The sequence below is a fragment of the Microbacterium sp. T3-8 genome, assembly GCF_055398145.1.
Window position 1 is genome coordinate 1265892 of record NZ_AP027918.1, and the last position, 22289, is coordinate 1288180.

Annotated in this window: 20 protein-coding genes; 14 read left to right on the forward strand and 6 right to left on the reverse strand. The window is 70.1% G+C overall.

The window, feature by feature from the left end; all coding sequences use genetic code 11:
* Window positions 1-36: 36 nt before the first annotated feature.
* The 5 genes from ACZ5Y9_RS05990 (at window position 37) to ACZ5Y9_RS06010 (ending at window position 5383) form a co-directional block, all read left to right on the forward strand.
* Window positions 37-549: a DUF3817 domain-containing protein gene (locus tag ACZ5Y9_RS05990; RefSeq protein WP_247623157.1), complete on the forward strand. Its 513-nt coding sequence runs from the start codon at window positions 37-39 to the stop codon at window positions 547-549.
* A complete protein-coding gene (gene guaA / locus ACZ5Y9_RS05995) occupies window positions 546-2132 on the forward strand; it encodes a glutamine-hydrolyzing GMP synthase (RefSeq protein ID WP_247623156.1) in 1587 nt (528 codons plus the stop codon). Before ACZ5Y9_RS05990 ends, guaA begins: the two co-directional genes overlap by 4 nt.
* Window positions 2133-2140: 8 nt before the next feature.
* Window positions 2141-3526, forward strand: a complete 1386-nt coding sequence (locus ACZ5Y9_RS06000) for a glycosyltransferase (RefSeq protein WP_464472541.1) — start codon at window positions 2141-2143, stop codon at window positions 3524-3526.
* Between the two features lie 131 nt (window positions 3527-3657).
* Window positions 3658-4083, forward strand: coding sequence for a YciI family protein (locus ACZ5Y9_RS06005; protein ID WP_247623154.1), 426 nt, complete (start codon window positions 3658-3660; stop codon window positions 4081-4083).
* Window position 4084: 1 nt separating this feature from the next.
* Window positions 4085-5383: an RNA polymerase sigma factor gene (locus ACZ5Y9_RS06010; protein WP_464472542.1), complete on the forward strand. Its 1299-nt coding sequence runs from the start codon at window positions 4085-4087 to the stop codon at window positions 5381-5383.
* A 60-nt stretch (window positions 5384-5443) separates the two neighbouring features.
* Here ACZ5Y9_RS06010 and ACZ5Y9_RS06015 read toward each other — a convergent pair whose 3' ends face one another.
* Together ACZ5Y9_RS06015 and ACZ5Y9_RS06020 are read right to left on the reverse strand one after the other, a co-directional pair.
* Window positions 5444-5716, reverse strand: coding sequence for a GlsB/YeaQ/YmgE family stress response membrane protein (locus ACZ5Y9_RS06015; protein ID WP_247623152.1), 273 nt, complete (start codon window positions 5714-5716; stop codon window positions 5444-5446).
* Between the two features lie 152 nt (window positions 5717-5868).
* Window positions 5869-6780 carry a Bax inhibitor-1/YccA family protein gene (locus tag ACZ5Y9_RS06020; protein ID WP_247623151.1) on the reverse strand — a complete coding sequence of 304 codons (912 nt, stop codon included), beginning with the start codon at window positions 6778-6780 and terminating at the stop codon, window positions 5869-5871.
* 88 nt (window positions 6781-6868) lie between these two features.
* On the opposite strand from ACZ5Y9_RS06020, the gene ACZ5Y9_RS06025 reads away from it, so the two are divergent.
* The 6 genes from ACZ5Y9_RS06025 (at window position 6869) to ligD (ending at window position 14778) form a co-directional block, all read left to right on the forward strand.
* The gene (locus tag ACZ5Y9_RS06025; RefSeq protein WP_247623150.1) at window positions 6869-7855 is read left to right on the forward strand and encodes a glycerophosphodiester phosphodiesterase family protein; all 987 of its coding nucleotides are present in this window, start codon (window positions 6869-6871) and stop codon (window positions 7853-7855) included.
* 85 nt (window positions 7856-7940) lie between these two features.
* On the forward strand, window positions 7941-8906 hold the full coding sequence (locus ACZ5Y9_RS06030) for an ABC transporter ATP-binding protein (protein WP_247623149.1): 966 nt from the start codon (window positions 7941-7943) through the stop codon (window positions 8904-8906).
* Window positions 8903-9916 carry an ABC transporter permease gene (locus tag ACZ5Y9_RS06035; protein WP_247623148.1) on the forward strand — a complete coding sequence of 338 codons (1014 nt, stop codon included), beginning with the start codon at window positions 8903-8905 and terminating at the stop codon, window positions 9914-9916. The genes ACZ5Y9_RS06030 and ACZ5Y9_RS06035 overlap by 4 nt, the downstream gene beginning before the upstream one ends.
* 82 nt (window positions 9917-9998) lie before the next feature.
* On the forward strand, window positions 9999-12461 hold the full coding sequence (locus tag ACZ5Y9_RS06040; RefSeq protein WP_247632728.1) for an ATP-dependent helicase: 2463 nt from the start codon (window positions 9999-10001) through the stop codon (window positions 12459-12461).
* 70 nt (window positions 12462-12531) lie between these two features.
* Entirely contained in the window at window positions 12532-13650 is a 1119-nt protein-coding gene (locus ACZ5Y9_RS06045; RefSeq protein ID WP_464472543.1) for an SseB family protein, read from the forward strand.
* Window positions 13651-13722: 72 nt separating this feature from the next.
* Window positions 13723-14778 carry a non-homologous end-joining DNA ligase gene (gene ligD / locus ACZ5Y9_RS06050; protein ID WP_464472544.1) on the forward strand — a complete coding sequence of 352 codons (1056 nt, stop codon included), beginning with the start codon at window positions 13723-13725 and terminating at the stop codon, window positions 14776-14778.
* Between the two features lies 1 nt (window position 14779).
* Here ligD and ACZ5Y9_RS06055 read toward each other — a convergent pair whose 3' ends face one another.
* Together ACZ5Y9_RS06055 and ACZ5Y9_RS06060 are read right to left on the reverse strand one after the other, a co-directional pair.
* On the reverse strand, window positions 14780-15823 hold the full coding sequence (locus ACZ5Y9_RS06055; RefSeq protein ID WP_336640814.1) for an ATP-dependent DNA ligase: 1044 nt from the start codon (window positions 15821-15823) through the stop codon (window positions 14780-14782).
* Window positions 15824-15936: 113 nt separating this feature from the next.
* A complete protein-coding gene (locus ACZ5Y9_RS06060) occupies window positions 15937-17388 on the reverse strand; it encodes a phytoene desaturase family protein (RefSeq protein WP_464472545.1) in 1452 nt (483 codons plus the stop codon).
* Window positions 17389-17471: 83 nt separating this feature from the next.
* On the opposite strand from ACZ5Y9_RS06060, the gene ACZ5Y9_RS06065 reads away from it, so the two are divergent.
* The gene (locus ACZ5Y9_RS06065; RefSeq protein WP_247623142.1) at window positions 17472-17960 is read left to right on the forward strand and encodes a hypothetical protein; all 489 of its coding nucleotides are present in this window, start codon (window positions 17472-17474) and stop codon (window positions 17958-17960) included.
* 30 nt (window positions 17961-17990) lie between these two features.
* Here the strand turns inward: ACZ5Y9_RS06065 and ACZ5Y9_RS06070 are convergent, their stop codons facing one another.
* Window positions 17991-19226, reverse strand: a complete 1236-nt coding sequence (locus tag ACZ5Y9_RS06070) for an acyl-CoA dehydrogenase family protein (protein WP_247623141.1) — start codon at window positions 19224-19226, stop codon at window positions 17991-17993.
* 103 nt (window positions 19227-19329) lie between these two features.
* The gene (locus ACZ5Y9_RS06075; RefSeq protein ID WP_247623140.1) at window positions 19330-19992 is read right to left on the reverse strand and encodes a TetR/AcrR family transcriptional regulator; all 663 of its coding nucleotides are present in this window, start codon (window positions 19990-19992) and stop codon (window positions 19330-19332) included.
* A 172-nt stretch (window positions 19993-20164) separates the two neighbouring features.
* Here ACZ5Y9_RS06075 and sucC point away from each other — a divergent pair, with 172 nt between their 5' ends.
* On the forward strand, window positions 20165-21331 hold the full coding sequence (gene sucC / locus ACZ5Y9_RS06080; RefSeq protein ID WP_247632721.1) for an ADP-forming succinate--CoA ligase subunit beta: 1167 nt from the start codon (window positions 20165-20167) through the stop codon (window positions 21329-21331).
* 18 nt (window positions 21332-21349) lie between these two features.
* Window positions 21350-22252 (forward strand): succinate--CoA ligase subunit alpha, encoded by a 903-nt coding sequence (sucD, locus tag ACZ5Y9_RS06085; protein WP_247623138.1) that lies wholly within the window; start codon window positions 21350-21352, stop codon window positions 22250-22252.
* The last annotated feature ends 37 nt before the right edge of the window (window positions 22253-22289 follow it).

Consider the following 22289-nt stretch of genomic DNA (forward strand, 5'->3'; position numbering starts at 1 on the left):
GATCGAGCGGTGCGGCGCGCCGACTAGACTGGACGCATGCCCGAACCGAAAGTCGCCAGCTTTCCGGCGATCCGCGGTGCGCTGAAGTTCTACCAGATCGCGTCGATCATCACCGGAGTCATGCTGCTCCTGCTGCTGACCGAGATGGTGCTGAAGTACACGCCGATCCACCTCGAACTGTTCCTCGGAGGATCGGGCGGACCGCTCTGGTTCGCCGGCGTGCTCGCCGGCGCCGACTGCGAGTGGTGGTCGCTGTTCGCCCCCTGGACGAACTCGTGCGAGATGACCTCGCTCGGCGACGGCTTCAACGTGTCGCTGGCGATCCTCGTCGCGCACGGCTGGTTCTACGTCGTGTACCTCTTCGCGTGCTTCCGCATGTGGAGCCTGATGCGCTGGCCGTTCCCGCGCTTCATCCTGCTCGCCCTCGGCGGCGTGATCCCGCTGCTGTCGTTCTTCATGGAGGCCATCGTGGCCCGTGAAGTCAAGACCTACCTCGCCACCCGAGAGGCCTCAGAGGTCTCCGCTCCCGCCCCGGAAGGTGCCCGTTGACCGAACAGTCCGAGACCCAGCAGCGCCCCGCGCTCGTCGTCGACTTCGGCGCGCAGTACGCGCAGCTGATCGCCCGCCGCGTGCGCGAGGCCGGCGTCTACAGCGAGATCGTGCCGCACACCGCGACCGCCGCCGAGATCGCCGCCAAGAACCCGGTCGCGATCATCCTCTCCGGAGGGCCCTCGTCGGTGTACGAGGAGGGAGCGCCGCGCCTCGACCCCGCGGTGTTCGACCTCGGCGTGCCCACGCTCGGCATCTGCTACGGCTTCCAGTACATGGCCCAGACCCTGGGCGGCGAGGTCGCGAACACCGGCCTGCGCGAGTACGGGGCGACGGATGCCGTCATCACGGGTGACGGCGGAACGCTGCTCGGCGGCCAGCCCGTCGAGCAGAACGTGTGGATGAGCCACGGCGACCAGGTCGCGCGTGCTCCCGAGGGCTTCGACGTGCTCGCGACGACGGACGCGACCAAGGTCGCGGCGTTCGCGAACGAGGACCGCGGCTTCTACGGCGTGCAGTGGCACCCGGAGGTCAAGCACTCCGATCACGGCCAGCGCGTGCTCGAGAACTTCCTGCACAAGGGCGCGGGCCTCGCGTCCGACTGGAACAGCGGCAACGTGATCGCCGAGCAGATCGAGCGCATCCGCGAGCAGGTGGGCGACGCCCGCGTCATCTCGGCGCTCTCCGGCGGTGTCGACTCCGCGGTCTCCACCGCGCTCGTGCACAAGGCGATCGGCGACCAGCTCACCGCCGTGTTCGTCGACCACGGGCTCCTCCGCAAGGGCGAGCGCGAGCAGGTCGAGAAGGACTACGTCGAGTCCACCGGCGTGCGTCTGATCACGGTCGACGCCGCCGACACCTTCCTCGGCCACCTGAAGGGTGTCACCGATCCCGAGGAGAAGCGCAAGATCATCGGGCGCGAGTTCATCCGCGCGTTCGAGAAGGTGCAGCTCGACCTGGTCGCCGAGGCGAAGGCCTCCGGCGGCGCCCCGGTCAAGTTCCTCGTGCAGGGCACGCTCTACCCCGACGTCGTCGAGTCCGGCGGCGGTGCGGGCACGGCGAACATCAAGTCGCACCACAACGTGGGCGGTCTGCCCGACGACCTCGACTTCGAGCTGATCGAGCCGCTGCGTGCGCTGTTCAAGGACGAGGTCCGGGCGATCGGGCGCGAGCTCGGCATCCCCGAGGCGATCGTCGGCCGACAGCCGTTCCCCGGCCCCGGCCTGGGCATCCGCATCATCGGCGAGGTCACGGCCGACCGTCTGGAGATCCTCCGCGAGGCCGACGCCATCGCTCGTGAGGAGCTCACCAAAGCCGGGCTCGACCAGGAGATCTGGCAGTGCCCGGTCGTGCTCCTCGCCGACGTGCGCTCGGTGGGTGTGCAGGGCGACGGCCGCACCTACGGCCATCCGATCGTGCTGCGTCCCGTGTCGAGCGAAGACGCGATGACGGCCGACTGGACGCGCCTGCCGTACGACGTGCTCTCCAAGATCTCGAACCGCATCACCAACGGCGTGCGCGACGTCAACCGCGTTGTGCTCGACGTGACGTCGAAGCCGCCGGGGACGATCGAGTGGGAGTAGGGGAGACGATGCTCCCCGCGTCGGCGCCGGCCCTGCCGGACGCCGAGTACCTGGTGTTGTCGAGCCGGCTCATCCCCGACCTCGACGGCGGCTACACGATCGCGACGCTGTCGCGCGCCCGGCAGCTGGCCGGTGCGGGCGTGGCCGAGGGGCGTGGGCCGCAGCTGCTCACCTTCGACCCGGGTACCGCGGCCGACCACGCGCAGCACCGGGAGACGTTCGTCTCGCGCGGTGCTCTGGTCGACGCCTCCCGCCTGCGCAATCTCTTCGACGAGGCCGTCGCCGCCGAGGGCGGAGCGACCGTGTGGCTGCGATCGGTCGCCGATCCCGCCCTCGTCGCGAACCCGGGGGTCGAGTACCGCACGATCGCGGATGCCGAGGGTCGGCCGTTCGTCGCGCTCCCGGTGATCCCGGGCAATCCCGACTGGCACCTGAGCGTCGAGCCGGTGCAGATCTTCGATGCGGACGGCGAGGTCGTAGGCGGCGTCGCCGGTTTCGGCGGACTGTACCGCGCGTGGCTGTCGCACCTGGCCGCGGGCCTCGGCGACCGCCCGATCGTCGTCATCTGCGAATCGCGTCAGCTCGGCGAGCTCATCGTGGGGTGGCAGGATCCGCGCGTGCGCATCCTCCACACGATCCACACCATCCACCTCGAGGCTCCCTACACGGCGGATGCCCCGACCAACGCCCTGTGGACGCGCTGGTTCGCCCTCTCCGACCGTTTCGACGCCGTGATCTGGCCGACGGCGACGCAGCGCGACGACGTCGTGGCACGCTTCGGCACGGCGGCGCGGAACGAGACCGTGCCGAACCCGATCGCGGCCGTCGCGCGCCGCGACGACCTGCGGGAGCCGGGACTGGTCGTGGTGCTCGGACGCCTGGCTCCGGGCAAGCGCGTCGATCAGGCCATCCGCGCATTCCTCGCGGCCGACGTGCCCGACACTCGCCTCGAGATCTGGGGCGGCGGACCGGAGCAGGAGCGCCTGACCGCCCTCATCGCCGAGCTCGGTGCGGCAGATCGCGTCGTGCTCGCCGGGTACACCGACGACCCGGGGCGCGTTCTCGACCGGGCCTCGGTCGTACTCACCGCCACCGCCTTCGAGGGGCAACCGCTGTCGATCGTCGAGGCGCTGCTGCACGGCGCGCCGGTCGTGTCGTACGACGTGCGCTACGGCATCCGCGACGTCCTGGGCGCGGGCGGGGGAGTGCTCGCTCCGAGCGGCGATGTCGATGCGTTGGCCGCCGCCCTGCGCGGCGTGCTGGCCGACCCCGCGCTGCTCGCGCGGCTGAGTGCCGAGGCCTCCGAGGTGGCCGCGGCATGGAGCCCCGAGAAGTCGCTGAGCGCGCTCACCGCCGTGATCGATGCGGCCGTGCGTCGGCCGCCCCGGCGCTGAGAACACGCTCGAGAAGAGCGCGCGAGAAGAAATCTCGGAGAATTCCGGATCGCATGTCGATCCGACGCGTTCCCGTTCGACGTCTTTGATGAGAGGGTCGAGACACGATCCCATCGATCAAGGAGAACACCATGAAGTACATGCTCATCATGCGCGCGACCGACGAGGCCGTCGATGCGTACAAGGAGATCCCCTTCGAGCAGGTCATCGAGGCGATGGGGAAGTACAACGAGTCCATGATCAAGGCCGGCGTGCTGGCAGCGGGCGAGGGACTCACCGATGCCGCGGAGGGCTTCGTCGTCGACTTCAGCGCCGAGACCCCGCTCATCACCGACGGCCCCTACGGCGAGACCAAGGAGCTGTTCAACGGATTCTGGATCCTCGAGGTGTCGAGCCGCGAGGAGGCCGCCGAGTGGGCGAGCCGTGCACCGCTCGGACCCGGATCGTTCCTCGAGGTGCGCCGGGTGACCGACGCCTCGGACTTCCCCGCCGACAACGAGTGGATCGAGAAGGAAGCAGGCTGGCGCGAGGAGCAGGCGCAGCGCGCCCAGCAGTGAGATGACCCCCTCCTCCGACGATGCGGCGGTGCGTCCCCTTCCCCCACCGGGGACGGTGGAGCGCACCGTCGCCGCGGTCTGGCGCATCGAGTCGGCGAAGATCGTCGGCACGCTCGCCCGCATGGTCGGCGACTTCGGGTGGGCGGAGGACCTCGCCCAGGAGGCGCTGCTCGATGCGCTGCGGCAGTGGCCGGTCGAGGGTGTGCCCCGCAACGGCGCCGCCTGGTTGACGGCCGTCGCGAAGCGCAGAGCGATCGACGGATGGCGGCGGCAGGAGCGCTTCGACGATCGCATCGCCGTGCTCGCCCACGACCTGGAGCGCGCGCAGGCCGAGGGGATCGACGCCGTGCCCTGGGATCCGGACGCGGTCGACGACGACGTGCTCCGGCTGATGTTCATCGCCTGTCACCCCGTGCTGTCACGCGAAGCCCAGGTGGCTCTCACCCTGCGTGTGGTCGCGGGGCTGTCGAGCGAGGAGATCGCTCGCGCGTTCCTGGTTCCCACGGCCACCGTGCAGCAGCGCATCGTGCGGGCGAAGAAGACGCTGGCCGCGGCGGGGGTTCCGTTCGAGACTCCTCCGCGCGAAGAGCACACCGCCCGTCTCGGGGCGATCCTCGGCATCGTGTACCTGATCTTCAACGAGGCCCACGCGGCGAGCAGCGGGCCGGAATGGATGCGGCCGGACCTCGCCGACGAGGCGATCAGGCTGGGGCGTGTGCTGGTCGGGCTGATGCCGCGCGAGCCGGACGCCCTCGGGCTGCTCGCTCTAATGGAGCTCACCGCGGCGCGGTTCCCGGCACGGACCGACGCGCAGGGAGATCCGGTGCTGCTCGGCGACCAGGACCGACGGCTGTGGGACCGCAGCCGGATCACGCGAGGACGCGCCGCACTCGCGCGGGCGGATGCCGTCGGCCGAGGCCGTGGCGCCTATGGACTGCAGGCGGCTATCGCCGAGCGCCATGCGCTCGCTCCGTCGATCGAGGAGACCGACTGGGAACAGATCGTCGTGCTCTACGAGGCGCTCGGGCGGCTCGCCCCGTCACCCGTCGTCGAACTCAACCGCGCGGCCGCCGTCGCGATGGCGACGGGGCCGGCCTCGGCGCTGAAGGTACTCGATCAGCTGGAGGCATCCGGAGTTCTGCGCGGGTACCACCTGCTGCCGGCGACGCGGGCCGAGATGCTGCGCCGCCTCGGGAGGGAGGACGAAGCGCGCAGCGAGTTCGCGACGGCCGCCGCCCTCACCGGCAACGACCGTGAACGCGCGCTGCTCGAGGCGAAGTCGCGCGGCGAGCGGACATGACTTCGCCCCCACCGGGGGCCGGAGGGGGCGAAGCGCCGCGATCAGCGCACGGAGCGGTGATCAGGCCTTGCTGCGACTGCCACGACCGACGATGAGGCCGTAGATCAGCAGCACGATGATCGACCCGCCGATGGCGAGGAGCCACGTGCCGAGATCCCAGAACTCGGTGAGCGGGCGGTTGAGGATCAGCGAGCCGAGCCACCCTCCGAGCAGGGCGCCGACGACGCCCAGCAGAAGCGTGATGAACCATCCACCGCCCTGCTTGCCGGGCAGGATCAGTTTCGCGATGGCCCCGGCGATGAGACCGAGAAGAAGAAAGCCGAGAAAGCTCATGATGACCTCCTGTGTGCAGACGAGTTTCGTCTGATCGCTCGATTCTGCGCTCTCAGGAAGCTTTCAGGAAACCCCTTGCGCCGCGGGGCGGAACATGCAGGAGGCCCGCCTCCGAAGGGAGACGGGCCTCGTGAGCGACAGACGACGGATCGTCAGTTGTTGCCGCGGACGATCGCGATGATGCGCAGGATCTCGACGTACAGCCAGACGACCGTGACCATGATGCCGAAGGCGCCGAGCCAGCCGTAGACGCGGGGAGCGCCGTTGCGCACACCCTGCTGGATCTGGTCGAAGTCGAGCACCAGCGAGTAGGCGGCCATGATGACCACGAGCACGCCGATGATCAGTCCGAGCGGAATGCCCATGATCTCGGCGCTGTAGAGGCCGAAGGCCTGGCTCGCGGGCAGGACGCCGGTCCACATGAGCACGAGGTTCAGCAGCGAGAAGACGAGGTAACCGACCATCGCGACCATGAAGATCTTGGTGGCCTTCTTCGACGCGCGGATCTTGCCGCTGGCGAAGAGGGCGAGGGTCACGCCGACGACCGAGATCGTCGCGAGCGTGGCCTGCAGCACGATGCCCGGGTAGAGGACCTCGAAGAACGCCGAGATGCCACCGATGAACAGACCCTCGAGGGCGGCGTAGGCGAAGATCAGCGCCGGACGCACCTTCTTGCGCGAGGTGAAGGTGATGATCATCGCGAGGACGAAACCGCCGAGCGCACCGATCATCCACGGCACGAGCGAGACGGTCGAGAACGAGGTGATGTCGGTGCCGCCGAGCGTCCACACCCAGCCGATGGCCGCGGTGACGAGGAGGATGCCGAACAGGCCGGCCGTCTTCCAGACGGTGTCCTCGACGGACATGCGATCGGTCTCGATCGAGCCCGCCGGCGGGGCTGCGTACATGCCCTCGAGCTGCGCGTTGGCCGCGGCGTCGACGGTGGCGTGCTGGAACGATGCGGCCTGGGCTCCCCGAGCACCCTGCGGTGCGCCGGGGTAGGTCGCGACATTGCGCGGATCCTGCTGCTTGAAAGCAGGGTTGTTGAATGCGAAGTTGCTCATGGTGGGCCTCACTCCAGAAGGGTGTCGTAGGTCGCTTTCCTCCACGATACCGGCGTGGGGCGCGCGATGGGTGTTCTACGCTGAGAGCGTGCCCAGGAAAACTCCCCTCGTCATCGGACACCGGGGCGCGCCCGGGTATCGCCCGGAGCACAGCCGCTCCTCGTACGAGCTGGCGCTCGCGATGGGGGTGGATGCCGTCGAGCCCGATGTCGTCGCGACGAAGGACGGCGTGCTGGTCGTGCGCCACGAGAACGAGATCTCGGGCACGACCGATGTGGCGGAGCATCCGGAGTTCGCCGATCGCCGCACCACCAAGCGGGTCGACGGGCAGGCGCTGACGGGCTGGTTCACCGAGGACTTCACCTGGGACGAGCTCTCGACGCTCCGCGGGCGCGAGCGTCTGCCCGAGGTGCGCGCCACGAGCGCCAGCTTCGACGGCGGGCAGCCGATCCTGCGTCTCGTCGATCTGCTCGACCTCGTGCGGCGCGGGTCGGTCGAGCACGGGCGCGAGATCGGCGTGGTGCTCGAGGTCAAGCACGCCACGTACTTCGCGAGCATCGGTCTCGACCTCGTGCCGCTGATCGAGCGCGATCTGCGGGCCGCCGGCTGGGCGGACGGAGAACTGCCGCTGATCATCGAGTGCTTCGAGCAGACCGTGCTGGGTCAGCTCCGGGCCCGCGGCATCCCGGCCTCCTACATCTACCTGATCGAATCGTCCGGCCGCCCCTACGACCAGCTCGTCGCCCACGGCAAGAGGGCGCTCACCTACAAGGCGACGGTCGCACCGCGGGGCCTCAACGGCCTGATCGGCTCGGTCGACGGCATCAGCGTGAGCAAGAAGATGCTGCTGGCGCACGGCAACACGATCGTCGCCGACGCGCATGCGCGGGGCCTCAAGGTCTTCACCTGGACGTGCCGACCCGAGAACGCCTTCCTCGCGCCCGAGTTCCGCGGCGACGGGGGCAAGGGCGCCTTCGGCGACTACGAGGCGGAGTGGGGCGTGATCGCGCGACAGGGGATCGACGGCGTCTTCGTCGATCACCCCGACCTGGGCGTGGCGTTCTTCCGCGGCTGAGGGATCGGGCACCGGCAGAGCCGGCGTCGGAGCGACCCGGCGGTGCGCGGCGGGAGCGTCGGAGCCGGATGCCAGACTGGCCCGCATGAGTGGAATCGTCGTGGAAGACGTCAGCCGGGCGTTCGGGACGGTGCAGGCCGTCCGGTCGGCCACACTGCGCGCGGAACCGGGGCGGGTGACCGGACTCGTCGGGCCGAACGGCGCGGGCAAGACGACCCTGCTCCTGATGCTGGCCTCGCTGCTCGCCCCCGACACCGGCACGATCCGCATCGGCGGCGTCGACCCGATGGTCGATCCGCTGGCCGCCCGCCGGCTGCTCGGGTGGATGCCCGACGCGCTCGGCGCCTGGCCCTCGCTGACGGCGCGCGAGACACTCGTGACCACGGGTCGGCTGTACGACATCGCACCGACGGATGCCGCGCATCGGGCCGCCGCGCTGCTCGACCTCGTCGGGCTCACCCCGCTCGCCGATTCCCCCGCGAAGGTGCTCTCCCGCGGGCAGAAGCAGAAGCTCGGGCTCGCCCGGGCGCTCGTGCACGACCCCCGGGTGCTGCTGCTCGACGAGCCCGCCTCGGGACTCGATCCCGAGGCCCGTGTGCAGCTGCGCGTGCTGCTGCGCCGTCTCGCCGCCGAGGGGCGCACCGTGCTCATCTCCAGCCACATCCTCTCGGAGCTCGAGGAGGTCGTCGACGACGCCGTCTTCCTCGTCGCGGGGGCAGTGGTCGACGCGGCGCCGGCCCAGGCATCCGTCCGAGCCTGGCGGATCCGGCTGCTCGGCGCCTCGACCGATCGGTTGGCCGCCGACGCCTGGCAGGTCGCGTCGACCCTCGGGGTGGCTCCGGAGTCGCTCGGCGCCGACCGCGGAGCCGTACTGATCGGCTTCGAGACCGAGGAGTCCGCCGCGCACGCGCTGCAGAGGCTGGTCGCCGCGCAGCTCCCGATCTCGGAGTTCGCGCCGGCGCAGAGCGCGCTCGAACACACGTTCCTGCATCTGAATCCGACGGTCGCACCCCCGCCCACGGCTCACCCCGGAACGGAGGCCGGAGCATGAGCATCGCCCATATCGGCACCATCGCCCGTCTCGAACTGACCCAGCGCCTGCGCAGTGTCGGTTGGTACGTGCTGCTCGGCGTCTTCGCCGCGGTGCTCCTCGGGGTCACAGCGCTGTCGTCCGCCGTCTACTCCTACGGCGACGCCCCGGGGGCGGGGATCTTCTCGATCGTCGTGAACATGGTGCTCCTGCTCGTCGTGCTGGTGTCGCCCACGCTGAGCGGCAACGCCATCAACGGCGATCGCGAATCGGCGACCCTCGCCGCGATCCAGGTGACCGCGGTTTCGACGGGCGACATCATGCTCGGCAAACTCGTCGCCGCGATCGCGACGGGCGGGGCATTCCTGCTCGTCGCGCTGCCCTTCCTCGCCTTCTCGCTGCTCGGCGGGGGCGCGGACCCGCTGGTGCTGCTCATCTCGATCCTCGTACTGGCCGCGGAGATCGTCATCGTCGCGGCCATCGGGGTGGGGCTGAGCGGTCTGATCGCGCGTCCGTTGTTCTCGGTCGCCACGACGTACCTCGTGGTCGCCGGTCTCGTGATCGGCACGCTCATCGTGTTCGCGCTGGGCGGGCTCGCCGTCCGCGGCGAGGCGACGAACTACAGCCGTCCCTACGACGAGAACGGCCCGATCTGCGACCAGTGGGAGGAATACACCTACGAGGTGCCGCGCTTCGATCTCGTGTGGTGGGCGCTCGCCGCGAACCCCTTCGTCGTGCTGGCCGATGCCACGCCCACCGAGTACGGAAGCGGCGGGTATCCGGTCGATCTGTTCGGGCAGATCAAGTACGGGGTGCGCAGCGCGCAGCTGTCGCCCCTCGAACAGCGCTGGGACGACTGCGCGGTGGGGAGCCCCGGTCCGACTCCGCGCGAGGTGATCGACTCCACGGTGCCGAGCTGGTTCGTCGGGCTCGGAGTGCAGGTCGTGATCGCCGGGTCGCTGTTCGCCGGCGCGTGGTCGCGCACGCGTACGCCCGCACGGATGCTGCCGCCGGGGACGCGCATCGCCTGAGCTCCGGTCGCGGATGCCGGACCGTGCGCGGGAGGAGACGGGCGGCGGTGGTGTCGGTGGCGCCGCCTAGACTCGTAGAGCCATGACCGAAGCTCCTCTCATCGTTCCCGGAACCGCCGGCCCGCAGGGTCAGGACGACCTCCTCGCCGGCCTCAACCCGCAGCAGCTCGAAGCCGTCACCTATCGCGGTCCCGCGCTGCTCATCGTCGCGGGGGCCGGATCGGGCAAGACGAGCGTGCTCACGCGTCGGATCGCGTCGCTGCTGCGCAGCCGCGAGGCCTGGCCGAGCCAGATCCTCGCGATCACCTTCACCAACAAGGCGGCGGGCGAGATGCGCGAGCGCGTCGAGGGCCTGATCGGCGATGCGGCGCGCGGCATGTGGATCTCGACCTTCCACTCGGCATGCGTGCGCATCCTGCGGCGCGAGGCGCAGCAGTTCGGGTTCACCAAGTCGTTCACGATCTACGACTCGGGTGACTCCCGCGCGCTCATCAAGCGTCTGGTCAAGGAGCACGAGGCCGACGCCTTCGGGCTGACCCCGGCATCCGTGCAGTCGCGCATCTCGAAGCTCAAGAACGAGCTGTCGGATGCCGAGTCCTATGCGCGGCAGGCCAACATGTCGGACCCCGCCGAGCGGATCTTCGTCGAGGTCTTCGCCGACTACCAGCGCCAGCTGCAGAAGGCGAACGCCTTCGACTTCGACGACCTGATCGGGCAGACGGTCTATCTGTTCCGCGCGTTCCCCGAGGTGGCCGACACGTATCGCCGTCGGTTCCGGCACATCCTCGTCGACGAGTACCAGGACACCAACCACGCGCAGTACGCGCTCATCCACGAGCTCACGCGGCCCCTCGCATCGTCGTCGGCACCCGACCCGTATGCCTCGAACGGCATGATGATCTTCGAGCCGGAGCCCGAGCCGAAGAACGCCGACACCGCTGGCGCCTCGCTCACCGTCGTCGGCGACTCCGACCAGTCGATCTATGCGTTCCGCGGCGCCGACATCCGCAACATCAGCGAGTTCGAACGCGACTTCCCCGGGGCGCGCGTGGTGCTGCTCGAGCAGAACTACCGCTCGACGCAGAACATCCTCTCGGCGGCCAACGCGGTGATCGGCAACAACTTCGACCGCAAGGAGAAGAAGCTCTGGAGCGACCGGGGCGAGGGCGACAAGATCATCGGCTTCACCGGCTACTCGCAGCACGACGAGGCGCAGTTCGTGGCCGACGAGGTCGAGGCGCTGCACCGCGCCGGCATGCCGTACTCCGAGATGGCGGTCTTCTACCGCACGAACTCCCAGTCGCGTGCGCTCGAGGAGATCTTCATCCGTTCGGCGGTGCCGTACAAGATCATGGGCGGTACCAAGTTCTACGAGCGAGCCGAGATCAAGGATGCGCTGGCGTATCTCGTGGCGGTCGCGAACCCCGCCGACGAGATGGCGGTGCGCCGCATCCTCAACAAGCCGCGTCGCGGCATCGGCGATGTGACCGAGACGGCCATCGCCCGCTTCGCCGAGGAGCAGGGGATCACGTTCCGCGACGCCCTGTCTATGCCGGCACAGCTCGGCTTCGGCCCCAAGATCCAGGCGGCGATCGCGCAGCTCGACGCCGTGCTCACCGAGGCGACGGCCATCATGCTGCCGCCGACGGGCGAGGTGCCGGCTCCGACGACCGTGGCCGACGGCCTGAGCCTGCTGCTCGCCAAGAGCGGTTACCTCGATGCGCTGCGCGCCAGCCGCGACCCGCAGGACGAAGCGCGCGTCGAGAACCTCGACGAGTTCGTCGCCGTCGCCCGCGATTTCGCACGCAACAACCCCGAGGGCACGATCGTCGACTTCCTCACCGATGTGGCGCTCGTGGCGGATGCCGATGACCTCGACGACGAGTCGGGCACCGTGTCTCTCATGACGATGCACACCGCCAAGGGCCTCGAGTACGACGCGGTCTTCGTCACGGGTGTCGAGGAAGACCTCATCCCGCACCGCATCTCGGCCGGCGAGCCCGGTGGTCCGCAGGAGGAGCGTCGGCTCTTCTACGTCGGTATCACCCGTGCTCGCAAGCGCCTGCACCTGTCGCTCGCGATGACCAGGGCGCAGTTCGGCGAGGTGACCGTCGCGATGCCGAGTCGTTTCCTGCAGGAGATCCCGGTCGCTCTGATCGACTGGCGCCAGTCTCCGGGAGACGTCAACTCCCGCGGGGGCATGCAGTCGCGCGCCCTCAACGCGCGCCGTGCGGGCGGATTCGGAGGATCGGGGTCGGGTGCCGGCTCCGGCGATCGCTTCGGAGTCAAGCCGCTGCCGGGCCGCGATTCGCTCAAGCCCCTCTCGACCGCCATGGACCGCTTCCCGAACCGCGTCACGGCCAAGGTGCGCGACAACGGCGACCTCGAACTCACCGCGGGGGACCGCATCCGCCACGTCGACTTCGGCGAGGGTCGCGTCGACGCCGTCACCGGTGAGGGCGCCAAGCGCATCGCGCACGTGCGCTTCGACACCGCCGGGCAGAAGAAGCTCCTCATCAAGGTCGCACCGATCGAGAAGATCTGACGGCACCGGCCCGGTGCTGCCGGGCCCACCGCCGCCGAGGGCGGAGCCGCGGAGGGTTAGGCTGGCTCATATGGCCCTCTTCTCCCGCCGCAAGAAGTCCGCTGACGACGCCGTCACCTCCGCACCCGACGCCGCCGAGGCGGTCGAGACGCCGGCGGATGAGGCTCCGGTCGCCGCGGCGGAGGAAGCCCCCGCCGCTCCGTCGATCGGCATCTCGGTGCAGGCTTTCCGCGGCGTCGGAGCGGAGGCGGGTCCCGAGGTCTCGCTGCCCGACCCCGACGCGACGCCCGCTCCGGCCGTGCAGACCGCGCCTACGGCGCCCGCCGCCCCTGCCGCTCCCGCCGCCGAGCCGCGTCTGCCTCTCGCCCCCGCGTCGCCGCCCGAGCAGACCGAGTCCGTTCCCGGCATGAAGGACAACGTGCTGCTGCGCGAGGCCCTGAAGCAGGTCGAGAAGGGCGCGAGCAACGAGCAGCTGCTCGGCGTCATGCGGCAGGCGCTGCAGGGACACCTCTTCATCCGCGTGAACGGCGATGCCCGTGCGCAGATCGCCGAGGGCAAGCCCCTCGCCGTCGCCGTCGTGCGCGACGAGGAGCGCCAGTTCATGCTGGCCTTCAGTTCGGCCGCCGCCGTGCGCGACTCGGTGAAGCTCGAAGCCGACCCCTCCTCGACATCGGCCGTGGCGCAGCCCTCGACCTCCGTCATGCAGCAGGTCGTCGCCGGCGACTTCGCGGGCCTCATCATCGACAACGCCTCCGCGCCGCACCGGGTGGTGTTCCCGACCGAGCTGCTGCAGAAGACGCTCGAGCAGGCCGATGCCGAGATGACGGTCAAGGCCATCGTCGCGGCCCCGCGCGAGCAGGACTCCGCGACCCGTGCGGGCGAGGCGCTCGCCGAGACGCGCATGTGGGTGGCCGTGAACGACGGTGGCGCCGACGGCCAGGTGGGTATCGCCGAGGCGCAGACGACCGACGGCAAGCGCTTCCTGCAGCTGTTCTCGCACCCGCTCGAGGTCATCGCCCTCGGCCGCGGCGACCGACCGCTGCCCTTCGAGCCCGCGCAGCTCGCGAAGGTGCTCGCGGGGCACACCGAGATGGCGGGCGTCGTGATCGATCCGGCGGGTCCCACCCTCATCGTCGAACGCGATGCCCTCACGCGCGTGCTCGAACTCGCCTCCGCGACCGAGGACTGACACCACACGACGGAGGGGCCCTGCTTGCGGCACGCCCTTCCGCGGGCGACAGCCGCGCTCTAGGGTCGTTGCATGGCCTCCGAACGTGTGCCCGTGACCGTGTCCGACCCCGAGGGGGAGCGCGAGGTCGTGCTCTCCAGCCCCAACCGGGTCGTGTGGCCGGAGGTCGGGGTCACCAAGGCCGAGCTGGCCGACTACGTGCAGTGGGTCGCCGATCCCTTCCTCGCGTCGAACGGCGACCGACCGGTATCGCTCGAGCGGTTCCGTGACGGCGTGGGGAGCGAGGGCTTCTTCTCGAAGAATCCGCCGAAGGGCACTCCCGACTACGTCGACGCCGTGACGGTGACCTACAACAGCGGGCGGCGGCATCCGCAGATCGTGTTGAACCGGCCGTCGGCGATCGTCTGGGCCGTGCAGATGAATACGATCGTGTTCCACCCGTGGGCGTCGCTCGCGAGTGACCCCGACAACCCCGTCGAACTGCGCATCGATCTCGATCCGCAACCGGGCACGGACTTCGCGGATGCCGTCACCGCCGCCCACGGCCTGCGGGAGGTGCTGAGCGAGGCGGGACTCGAGGCGTTCGCGAAGACGAGCGGCAATCGCGGTCTGCACGTGTTCGCGCCGATCGAACCCACCCACGAGTTCCTCGACGTGCGCCACGCGGTCATCGCCGCGGGGCGGGAACTCGAACGCCGGATGCCCGATCGGGTCACGATGAGCTGGTGGAAGGAGGAGCGCGGAGAGCGCATCTTCATCGACTTCAATCAGGCCAACCGTGATCGAACGATGGCGGGCGCCTACAGTCCGCGTGCCCTGCCGGGTGCGACCGTGTCGACCCCGGTGCACTGGGACGAGCTCGAGGGCCTCGATCCGACGAGGTTCACGGTGCGCAGCGTTCCGCAGCGCCTCGACGAGATCGGCGACCCGTGGGCCGACAAGCAGCAGAAGCCCGGACGCATCGACACCCTTCTCGCCTGGTGGGAGCGCGACGTCGAAGACGGCCTGGGCGAGCTGTCGTTCCCACCCGAGTTCCCCAAGATGCCGGGGGAGCCGCCGCGCGTGCAGCCCAGCAAGAAGGTGGCGGCGCACTGGGATGCCGACGGGGAGCCTGCCGCGAAGGACTGAGTCAGCCGATCACGTCGGCGAGGTCGTATCCCGCGACCGAGTCGAGCTGCGCGTAGGTGCACGAGCGCGCTTCGCGATCGGGACGCCAGCGTTCGAACTGCACGGTGTGGCGGAAGCGCGCACCCTCGAGCTGGTCGTAGCGCACCTCGAGGACGCGCTCCGGACGCAGGCGCACGAAGGAGACGTCCTTCGATCCGGTGAAGCGCGATCGCTCGCCCTCGCCGGTGACGGCGTCTCCGGCTTCGTCGCGCTCGACCAGGGGCGCGAGCTCCTCGACGAGGTCGCGGCGGCGCGCGTCGCTCCACGCGGCGACGCCGCCCACTTGGCGCAGCGTTCCGTCCTCGTCGTAGAGGCCGACGAGGAGCGAGCCGACTCCCGCGCCGGACTTGTGGATGCGGTATCCGAGCGCCACGACGTCGGCCGTGCGGGCGTGCTTGACCTTGATCAGCGTGCGCTTGCCGGGGGCGTAGGGCTGGTCGAGCGGCTTCGCGACGACCCCGTCGAGCCCGGCGCCCTCGAATTCCGCGAGCCAGCGCACGGCGGCATCGTGATCACGCGTCGTACGGGTGATGTGCACGGGATGCGCCACGTCCGCCAGAAGCGACTCCAGGCGAGCCCGGCGCTCCGAGAACGGCCGGTCGAGCAGGTCGTCGTCGCCCTCCGCGAGCAGGTCGAACGCGATGAACATCGCCGGTGTCTCGGCGGCGAGGCGCGCCACGCGGGAGGCTGCGGGGTGGATGCGCTGGCTGAGCGCCTCCCAGTCGAGACGCTGCTCTCCTTCCGCGCCGGTCGCGACGACGATCTCGCCGTCGAGCAGGCACGGGCGGGGGAGCAGCTCCGGGATCGCCTCCACCAGTTCCGGGAAGTATCGGGTGAGCGGCTTGGCTCCGCGGGATCCGATCTCGACGGTCTCGCCGTCCCACGCGATGAGGCCGCGGAACCCGTCCCACTTGGGTTCGAAGAGCAGGCCGCCGGGCGTCTTCGCCGGATCGGGCACGGTCGCCGCGGCCTTCGCGAGCATCGGGGCGGGGATGTCGTAGCGCATGCCTCCATCCTGGCGAGCACGTGCGCGCGGCGGAAGGGGACGCGAGGAGTCACGACATGCCGCGCCGGCGCCGCGAGGCGCGGCGTGTCCTGACCCCTCACGGGAATGGGGCGTCAGGGGAAGAGGTCGCCGAGCTCGTGCGGCTCGCCGGCGTCGGCGAGGGCCGTGCGGGCGGCGAGCCATCCCGACATGCCGTTGACGCCGGGCCCGGGCGGGGTCGCGGCGGAGGCGAGATAGACGCCGGGCATCGGCGTGCGCCACGGGGCTGCGGAGAGCGTCGGCCGCTGCAGCGCCTGCCGCATCGTGAACGCCCCGCCGAGCACGTCGCCACGGATCTCGGCCGGGTTGACGGCCTCGCGTGCGGATGCCGGCACCGAGCGGTGCGCGAGGATGCGGTCTCGGAACCCCGGGGCGAAGCGCTCGACCTGACGCGTGATCAGCTCGGTCGCGTCGAGGTCCGAGTCGAGGGGAACGTGGATGTAGGTCCACAACACGGCCTTGCCCTCGGGTGCGCGGGTGGCGTCGAAGACGGAGGGCTGGACCGCGAGCACGTACGGGCGCTCGCTCACCCGCCCACGGGCGACGGCGTTCTCACTCGCCCGCACCTCCTCACGTGTGCCGCCGAGGTGCACGGTCGGCGACTGCGCCACGTCGGCGTTCGCCCACGGCACCGGTCCGTCGAGCTCGAAGTCGACCTTCGCCGCGGCCGGCCCGTACCGGTAGCGGGAGAGTGCGCGAGCGTACCCGGCGGGGATTCCGGGGTGGGTCAGGGCGAGACGCGGCGAGGTGTTCAGCAGGAGCAGGTCGCCGCGCGCGGGATCGCCCCAGTCGAGGATGCCGAGGTCGCGCACGTGCAGCCCCGTCTCGACGCGACCGCCGTGCGCCTCGAGGTCGGCGACGAGCGCGTCGGCGATCCGCTGGGCGCCCCCGCGCGGATACATCCAGCCCTGTGCGTGACCGAGGGCGGCGAGCAGAAGCCCGGCCGCCGCGCCGGGGAGCGAGGGAACGGGCGTATTGGCGTGCGCGAGCACGCCCGTGATCAGGGCCGCCGCCTCCGGGGTGCGGAAGGCGCGCGAGGCGAGCGGTGTGCCCTGGTCGAGCATCCGCAGGGCGTAACGCGCGGCGGTGAGCGGCTCGTGCGGCCAGCGCGGGATCTGATGGCCGGTGAAATCGACGACCCCGTCGATGTGCCCGCTCAGCGGCCGCAGTCGAGCGAGCCATGCATCACGGTCGGCCCCGAGGGCGGCGGACGTCTTCTCGATGCCGCGCCAGGCGATCGCCGCACGGCCGCCGTCGAGCGGATGGGCGTAGGAGATCTCGGGACGGATCCAGTCGATGCGGTCGGCGAGGCCGAAGGCGCGGAAGAACGGCGAGGCGAGTGCCGCCGGGTGCACGGCGGAGCAGACGTCGTGGCGGAAGCCGGGAAGGATGCCGTCGGTCGTGCGCACGCCGCCACCGATCGTGTCGGACGCCTCGAGTACCCGCACCTCGTACCCTGCCCTGGCGAGCGACACGGCGCTCGCCAGACCGTTGGGCCCGCTGCCGATGATCGTCGCCCGCACCATGCCGCCAGTCTTGCACGGCCCGCGCCGGGGGCGGGGAGCGGAAGCGGTCGAGACGGCCCCGGGATCGTGCGATCCTGGAAGGGATGAACGAAGTACAGGGCCCGACCCCGACCGGCACCTCCCGTCCCTACCGCTCCCTCGCGGAGGCGCTGCGCGCGCACCGCATCGACCCGGTGAACCACGAGTTCATCGGCGCGATCGTCGACGCCGTGGGTGTGACCTCGTTCATCGACCGCGGCCGCTACATCGAGGCCCTGCGCCGCGGCGACCACGCCTCGCTCCACATCGGGCGCACCTACACGAACGGGTTCGCCGAGGACGAGACGATCGTCGTCGGCTCCACCCCGCTGCGCCTGCAGCCCAGCGAGGGGCGTGCGCCGTACTTCTACGTCACCCACCCGAGCGAGTACGCGCCCTCCGTCCCCGCGCGTGCGGCGAAGCGTTCCTCGACCCCGCGCACGCCGTCGGTGCCGCGCGAGAAGGCGCCGAAGCCGGTGACCGAGCGCGACTACGGTGTGTGCGACGTGTGCTTCATGGTCAAGACGCCGTCGGGCGGCTGCGGCTGCGACTGAGCGCCGCTCGCCGGCATCCGTCCTCCACCGTCAGGCGAACGCGCTCATCCCGGTGATGTCGCGCCCGAGAAGCAGCGCCTGCACGCTCTCCGTGCCCTCGTAGGTGTGGATCGCCTCGATGTCGGCGAGGTGCTGCATCACGCCGTTCTCGAGCAGGATGCCGTTGCCCCCGAGCAGGTCGCGGGCGGTCGAGGCGATGCGGCGTGCGGCGCGGGTGTTGTGGAACTTCGCGAGCGACGCCTGCGTCGGACGCAACGCGCCCGCCGTCTCGAGGTCGGCCATCCGGCGGCAGTAGAGCTGCATCGCGGTGAGGTCCTCGAGCATGTGGGTGAGGCGCTCCTGCACCATCTGGAACTTCGCGAGCGGCTTGCCGAACTGCACGCGCTGGGTCGCGTACGCCAGGGCGGCCTCGTAGCAGGCGGTGGCGTGGCCGAGTGCCGACCAGGCGACGCCGGAGCGGGTCGCGTAGAGCACGACCGACGCATCCTTGAAGCTGTGCGTTCCGGGGAGCACGGCGTCGAGGGGAACGCGCACGTCGTCCAGGCGGATGTGCGCCTGGTGGATCGCACGCAGCGACGCCTTTCCGCGGATGACGGTGCCGGTGTATCCGGGGGTGTCCTGCTCGACGAGGAAGCAGCGCACGGCGCCGTGCTCGTCGGCGGATTCGTCGTCGACGCGCGCCCAGACGAAGGTGATCCCGCCGGATGCCCCGTTGCCGATCCACTTCTTCGTGCCGCTGATGACCCAGGCGTCGCCGTCGCGGCGCGCGACCGTCTCGAGTGAGACCGAGTCCGACCCGTGGTCGGGCTCGGTGAGGGCGAAGGACCCCAGCACGCTCGCGTCGGCGAGGGCCGTCAGCCATTTCTCCTGCTGCGCGGGCGAGCCGAACAGTGCGAGGGTGCGGAGCGCGAGACCACCCTGCACCGCGAGGATCGTGCCGAGGGAGCCGTCGCCTCGCGAGACCTCCATGTTGACCAGTCCGGCGGCGAGAGGGGAGAGACGCGTGAGGGCGGGGTGCTCGACGCCGTCGACGACCAGATCCATCTCGCCCAGGCGGCGAGCGGCGGTCAGCGGGTACTCGGCCCGGTCCCAGGCGTCGGCCATCTGCGGGGCGACCTCGTTGACGTACGCCTGCGCGCGTTCCCAGGCGGCACGATCGGCATCCGGGATGTCGGCGAACACGGCGTAGTAGTCGCTGCCCTGCCGTCCCGTGACGTCGTACGACGAGACGCGCTCGCCGGGCAGGGGGGAGGAATCGATGCTCATGGGGCTCCTTCGTGGCACCAGGTATCGTACTCCTCGAAACTGAGTTCCACGACTCCGGGAGCGCGAAAGCGGAACCCTGCCCGAGGGACCCGCCGCAGAGCGCTCAGTCGAGCTGCGAGCGCAGGCGCCGCGTGACCTCGGCGACCGGCATCGACCGCGGGAACACGGCGACGACGACATCGTCGGGAGCGCTCGCCGTGGCATCCGCCGGCACGCCGTAGCGACGGCGCACGTCCGCCAGTGCCGCCTGCAGGGTCGCGAGAGGCACCTTCTTCGTGCCGCGCAGCAGCTGGCGCAGCACGTGGTTGTGCACCGCGGTCACCAGGGCAGCGAAGCCGACCGCGTCGAGCGGGTCGACGCCGGGGAGGGCCCCGCGCAGGTACTCGTCGAACAGGCGCTCGTAGCGGAACACCGTGATGATCTCGCGCTCGCGCAGCACCGGGACCTCGCGCACGATCCGATAGCGGCGGCGGGCGAGCTCGGGGTCGTGGGCGAAGTGCGAGAAGACCGACTCGGATGCCGCGCACACCGCGCCCCACGGATCGTCGTGTCCCTCGGCGAGGAACACCCGCAGGCGCTCCAGCAGTGCCTCGTGGTCGGCGAAGACGACGTCCTCCTTACCGCCGAACTGGCGGAAGAAGGTGGATCGCGAGACGCCGGCCGCCTTCGCGATCTGCTCGACCGAGGTCTGATCGAAGCCCTGCGTGTCGAAGAGCTCGAGGGCAGCGGCCACGACGCCGGTGCGCAGTTCAGCGGATTCGTGCATGGCACGAGCCTAGACCTCGCGCTGTCGAGCATGCGGATGGTGTGACGCGGGCGGGCCCCGGCGGAGCATCCGGGCCCGCAGGAGCGTCCAGTCCGAGGTAGTAGGCTGGGGGACTGGTCGATGTCTCGACATCGAGAGAATTACCAGACAGCAGCCCAGTGAAGGAACCACAGTGGATCTGTACGAGTACCAGGCACGAGACGTTTTCGAGAAGTACGGAGTGCCGGTTCTCGCCGGCATCGTCGCCGACACCCCCGAGGAGGTGAAGGCAGCCGCGGAGAAGATCGGCGGCGTCGTCGTCGTCAAGGCGCAGGTCAAGACCGGTGGTCGTGGCAAGGCCGGCGGCGTCAAGGTCGCCAAGACCCCCGAAGAGGCCTACGAGGCGGCCAAGGCCATCCTCGGCCTCGACATCAAGGGCCACATCGTCAAGCGCGTCATGGTCGCCCAGGGCGCCCGCATCGCCGAGGAGTTCTACTTCTCCGTGCTGCTCGACCGCGCCAACCGCTCCTACCTGAGCCTCTGCTCGGTCGAGGGCGGCATGGAGATCGAAGAGCTCGCCGTCGAGCGCCCCGAGGCCCTCGCCCGCGTCGAGGTGAACCCGCTCACGGGTATCGACAAGGAGAAGGCCGTCGAGATCGCGCGCGCCGCGAACTTCCCCGAGGACCTCGTCGAGAAGGTCTCCGACGTCTTCGTGAAGCTCTTCGACGTCTACAAGGGCGAGGACGCGACGCTCGTCGAGGTCAACCCGCTCGTGCGCACCGAAGAGGGCGACATCATCGCACTCGACGGCAAGGTCACCCTCGACGACAACGCGTCGGAGATCCGTCACCCCGAGCACGAGGCTCTGGAAGACAAGGATGCCGCCGACCCGCTCGAGGCCAAGGCCAAGGCATCGGGTCTTAACTACGTGAAGCTCGACGGCGAGGTCGGCATCATCGGCAACGGCGCGGGACTCGTCATGTCGACGCTCGACGTCGTCGCCTACGCCGGTGAGAACCACAACGGCGTCAAGCCCGCCAACTTCCTCGACATCGGCGGCGGCGCCTCGGCCGAGGTCATGGCCGCCGGTCTCGACGTCATCCTCGGCGACCCGCAGGTCAAGAGCGTCTTCGTCAACGTGTTCGGCGGCATCACGGCGTGCGACGCCGTCGCCAACGGCATCAAGGGCGCGCTCGAGACGCTGGGTGCCACGGCATCCAAGCCGCTCGTCGTGCGCCTCGACGGCAACCGCGTCGACGAGGGTCGCGCGATCCTCGCCGAGTACGCGCACCCGCTCGTGACCCTGGCCGCCACCATGGACGAGGGCGCCGACAAGGCCGCCGAGCTCGCCAACGCTTGAGACTGAAGGACTAGAAGAATGTCGATCTACCTCAACAAGGACTCCAAGGTCATCGTCCAGGGCATCACCGGCGGCGAGGGCACCAAGCACACGGCGCTCATGCTCAAGGCCGGCACGCAGGTCGTCGGTGGCGTCAACGCCCGCAAGGCCGGCACCACGGTCTCGCACACCGACAAGGACGGCAACGCCGTCGAGCTGCCCGTCTTCGCCTCGGTCGCCGAGGCGATGAAGGAGACCGGCGCCGACGTGTCGATCGCCTTCGTGCCGGGCGCCTTCACGAAGAGCGCGATGGTCGAGGCCATCGACGCCGAGATCCCGCTGCTCGTCGTGATCACCGAGGGCGTGCCCGTCGGTGACTCCGCCGAGGCCTGGGCCTACGCCCAGAGCAAGGGCAACAAGACCCGCATCATCGGGCCGAACTGCCCCGGCATCATCACCCCCGGTGAGGCGCTCGTCGGCATCACGCCCGCGAACATCACGGGCAAGGGACCGATCGGCCTCGTGTCGAAGTCGGGCACCCTGACCTACCAGATGATGTTCGAGCTGCGCGACCTGGGCTTCTCGACCGCCATCGGCATCGGCGGAGACCCGGTCATCGGCACGACGCACATCGACGCGCTCGCCGCGTTCGAGGCCGACCCCGAGACGAAGGCCATCGTCATGATCGGCGAGATCGGCGGCGACGCCGAGGAGCGTGCGGCCGAGTACATCAAGGCGCACGTCACCAAGCCGGTCGTCGGCTACGTCGCGGGCTTCACGGCTCCCGAGGGCAAGACCATGGGTCACGCCGGTGCGATCGTCTCCGGTTCGGCCGGAACCGCTCAGGCCAAGAAGGAGGCCCTCGAGGCCGCCGGGGTCAAGGTCGGCAAGACGCCGTCCGAGACCGCCGACCTGATGCGCGCGATCGTCGAGTCGCTCTAAGCGCTAAGCTGTAGGAGAAGGCCCCGGGCTCCACCCC

Excerpts from the sequence above, each read along its gene's own strand:
- ACZ5Y9_RS05990 (WP_247623157.1), top strand. The coding sequence starts at position 37 with ATGCCCGAACCGAAAGTCGCCAGCTTTCCGGCGATCCGCGGTGCGCTG.
- ACZ5Y9_RS06000 (WP_464472541.1), top strand. The coding sequence starts at position 2,141 with ATGCTCCCCGCGTCGGCGCCGGCCCTGCCGGACGCCGAGTACCTGGTG.
- ACZ5Y9_RS06005 (WP_247623154.1), top strand. The coding sequence starts at position 3,658 with ATGAAGTACATGCTCATCATGCGCGCGACCGACGAGGCCGTCGATGCG.
- ACZ5Y9_RS06010 (WP_464472542.1), top strand. The coding sequence starts at position 4,085 with ATGACCCCCTCCTCCGACGATGCGGCGGTGCGTCCCCTTCCCCCACCG.
- ACZ5Y9_RS06015 (WP_247623152.1), bottom strand. The coding sequence starts at position 5,716 with ATGAGCTTTCTCGGCTTTCTTCTTCTCGGTCTCATCGCCGGGGCCATC.
- ACZ5Y9_RS06020 (WP_247623151.1), bottom strand. The coding sequence starts at position 6,780 with ATGAGCAACTTCGCATTCAACAACCCTGCTTTCAAGCAGCAGGATCCG.
- ACZ5Y9_RS06030 (WP_247623149.1), top strand. The coding sequence starts at position 7,941 with ATGAGTGGAATCGTCGTGGAAGACGTCAGCCGGGCGTTCGGGACGGTG.
- ACZ5Y9_RS06035 (WP_247623148.1), top strand. The coding sequence starts at position 8,903 with ATGAGCATCGCCCATATCGGCACCATCGCCCGTCTCGAACTGACCCAG.
- ACZ5Y9_RS06040 (WP_247632728.1), top strand. The coding sequence starts at position 9,999 with ATGACCGAAGCTCCTCTCATCGTTCCCGGAACCGCCGGCCCGCAGGGT.
- ACZ5Y9_RS06045 (WP_464472543.1), top strand. The coding sequence starts at position 12,532 with ATGGCCCTCTTCTCCCGCCGCAAGAAGTCCGCTGACGACGCCGTCACC.
- ligD (WP_464472544.1), top strand. The coding sequence starts at position 13,723 with ATGGCCTCCGAACGTGTGCCCGTGACCGTGTCCGACCCCGAGGGGGAG.
- ACZ5Y9_RS06055 (WP_336640814.1), bottom strand. The coding sequence starts at position 15,823 with ATGCGCTACGACATCCCCGCCCCGATGCTCGCGAAGGCCGCGGCGACC.
- ACZ5Y9_RS06060 (WP_464472545.1), bottom strand. The coding sequence starts at position 17,388 with ATGGTGCGGGCGACGATCATCGGCAGCGGGCCCAACGGTCTGGCGAGC.
- ACZ5Y9_RS06065 (WP_247623142.1), top strand. The coding sequence starts at position 17,472 with ATGAACGAAGTACAGGGCCCGACCCCGACCGGCACCTCCCGTCCCTAC.
- ACZ5Y9_RS06070 (WP_247623141.1), bottom strand. The coding sequence starts at position 19,226 with ATGAGCATCGATTCCTCCCCCCTGCCCGGCGAGCGCGTCTCGTCGTAC.
- ACZ5Y9_RS06075 (WP_247623140.1), bottom strand. The coding sequence starts at position 19,992 with ATGCACGAATCCGCTGAACTGCGCACCGGCGTCGTGGCCGCTGCCCTC.
- sucD (WP_247623138.1), top strand. The coding sequence starts at position 21,350 with ATGTCGATCTACCTCAACAAGGACTCCAAGGTCATCGTCCAGGGCATC.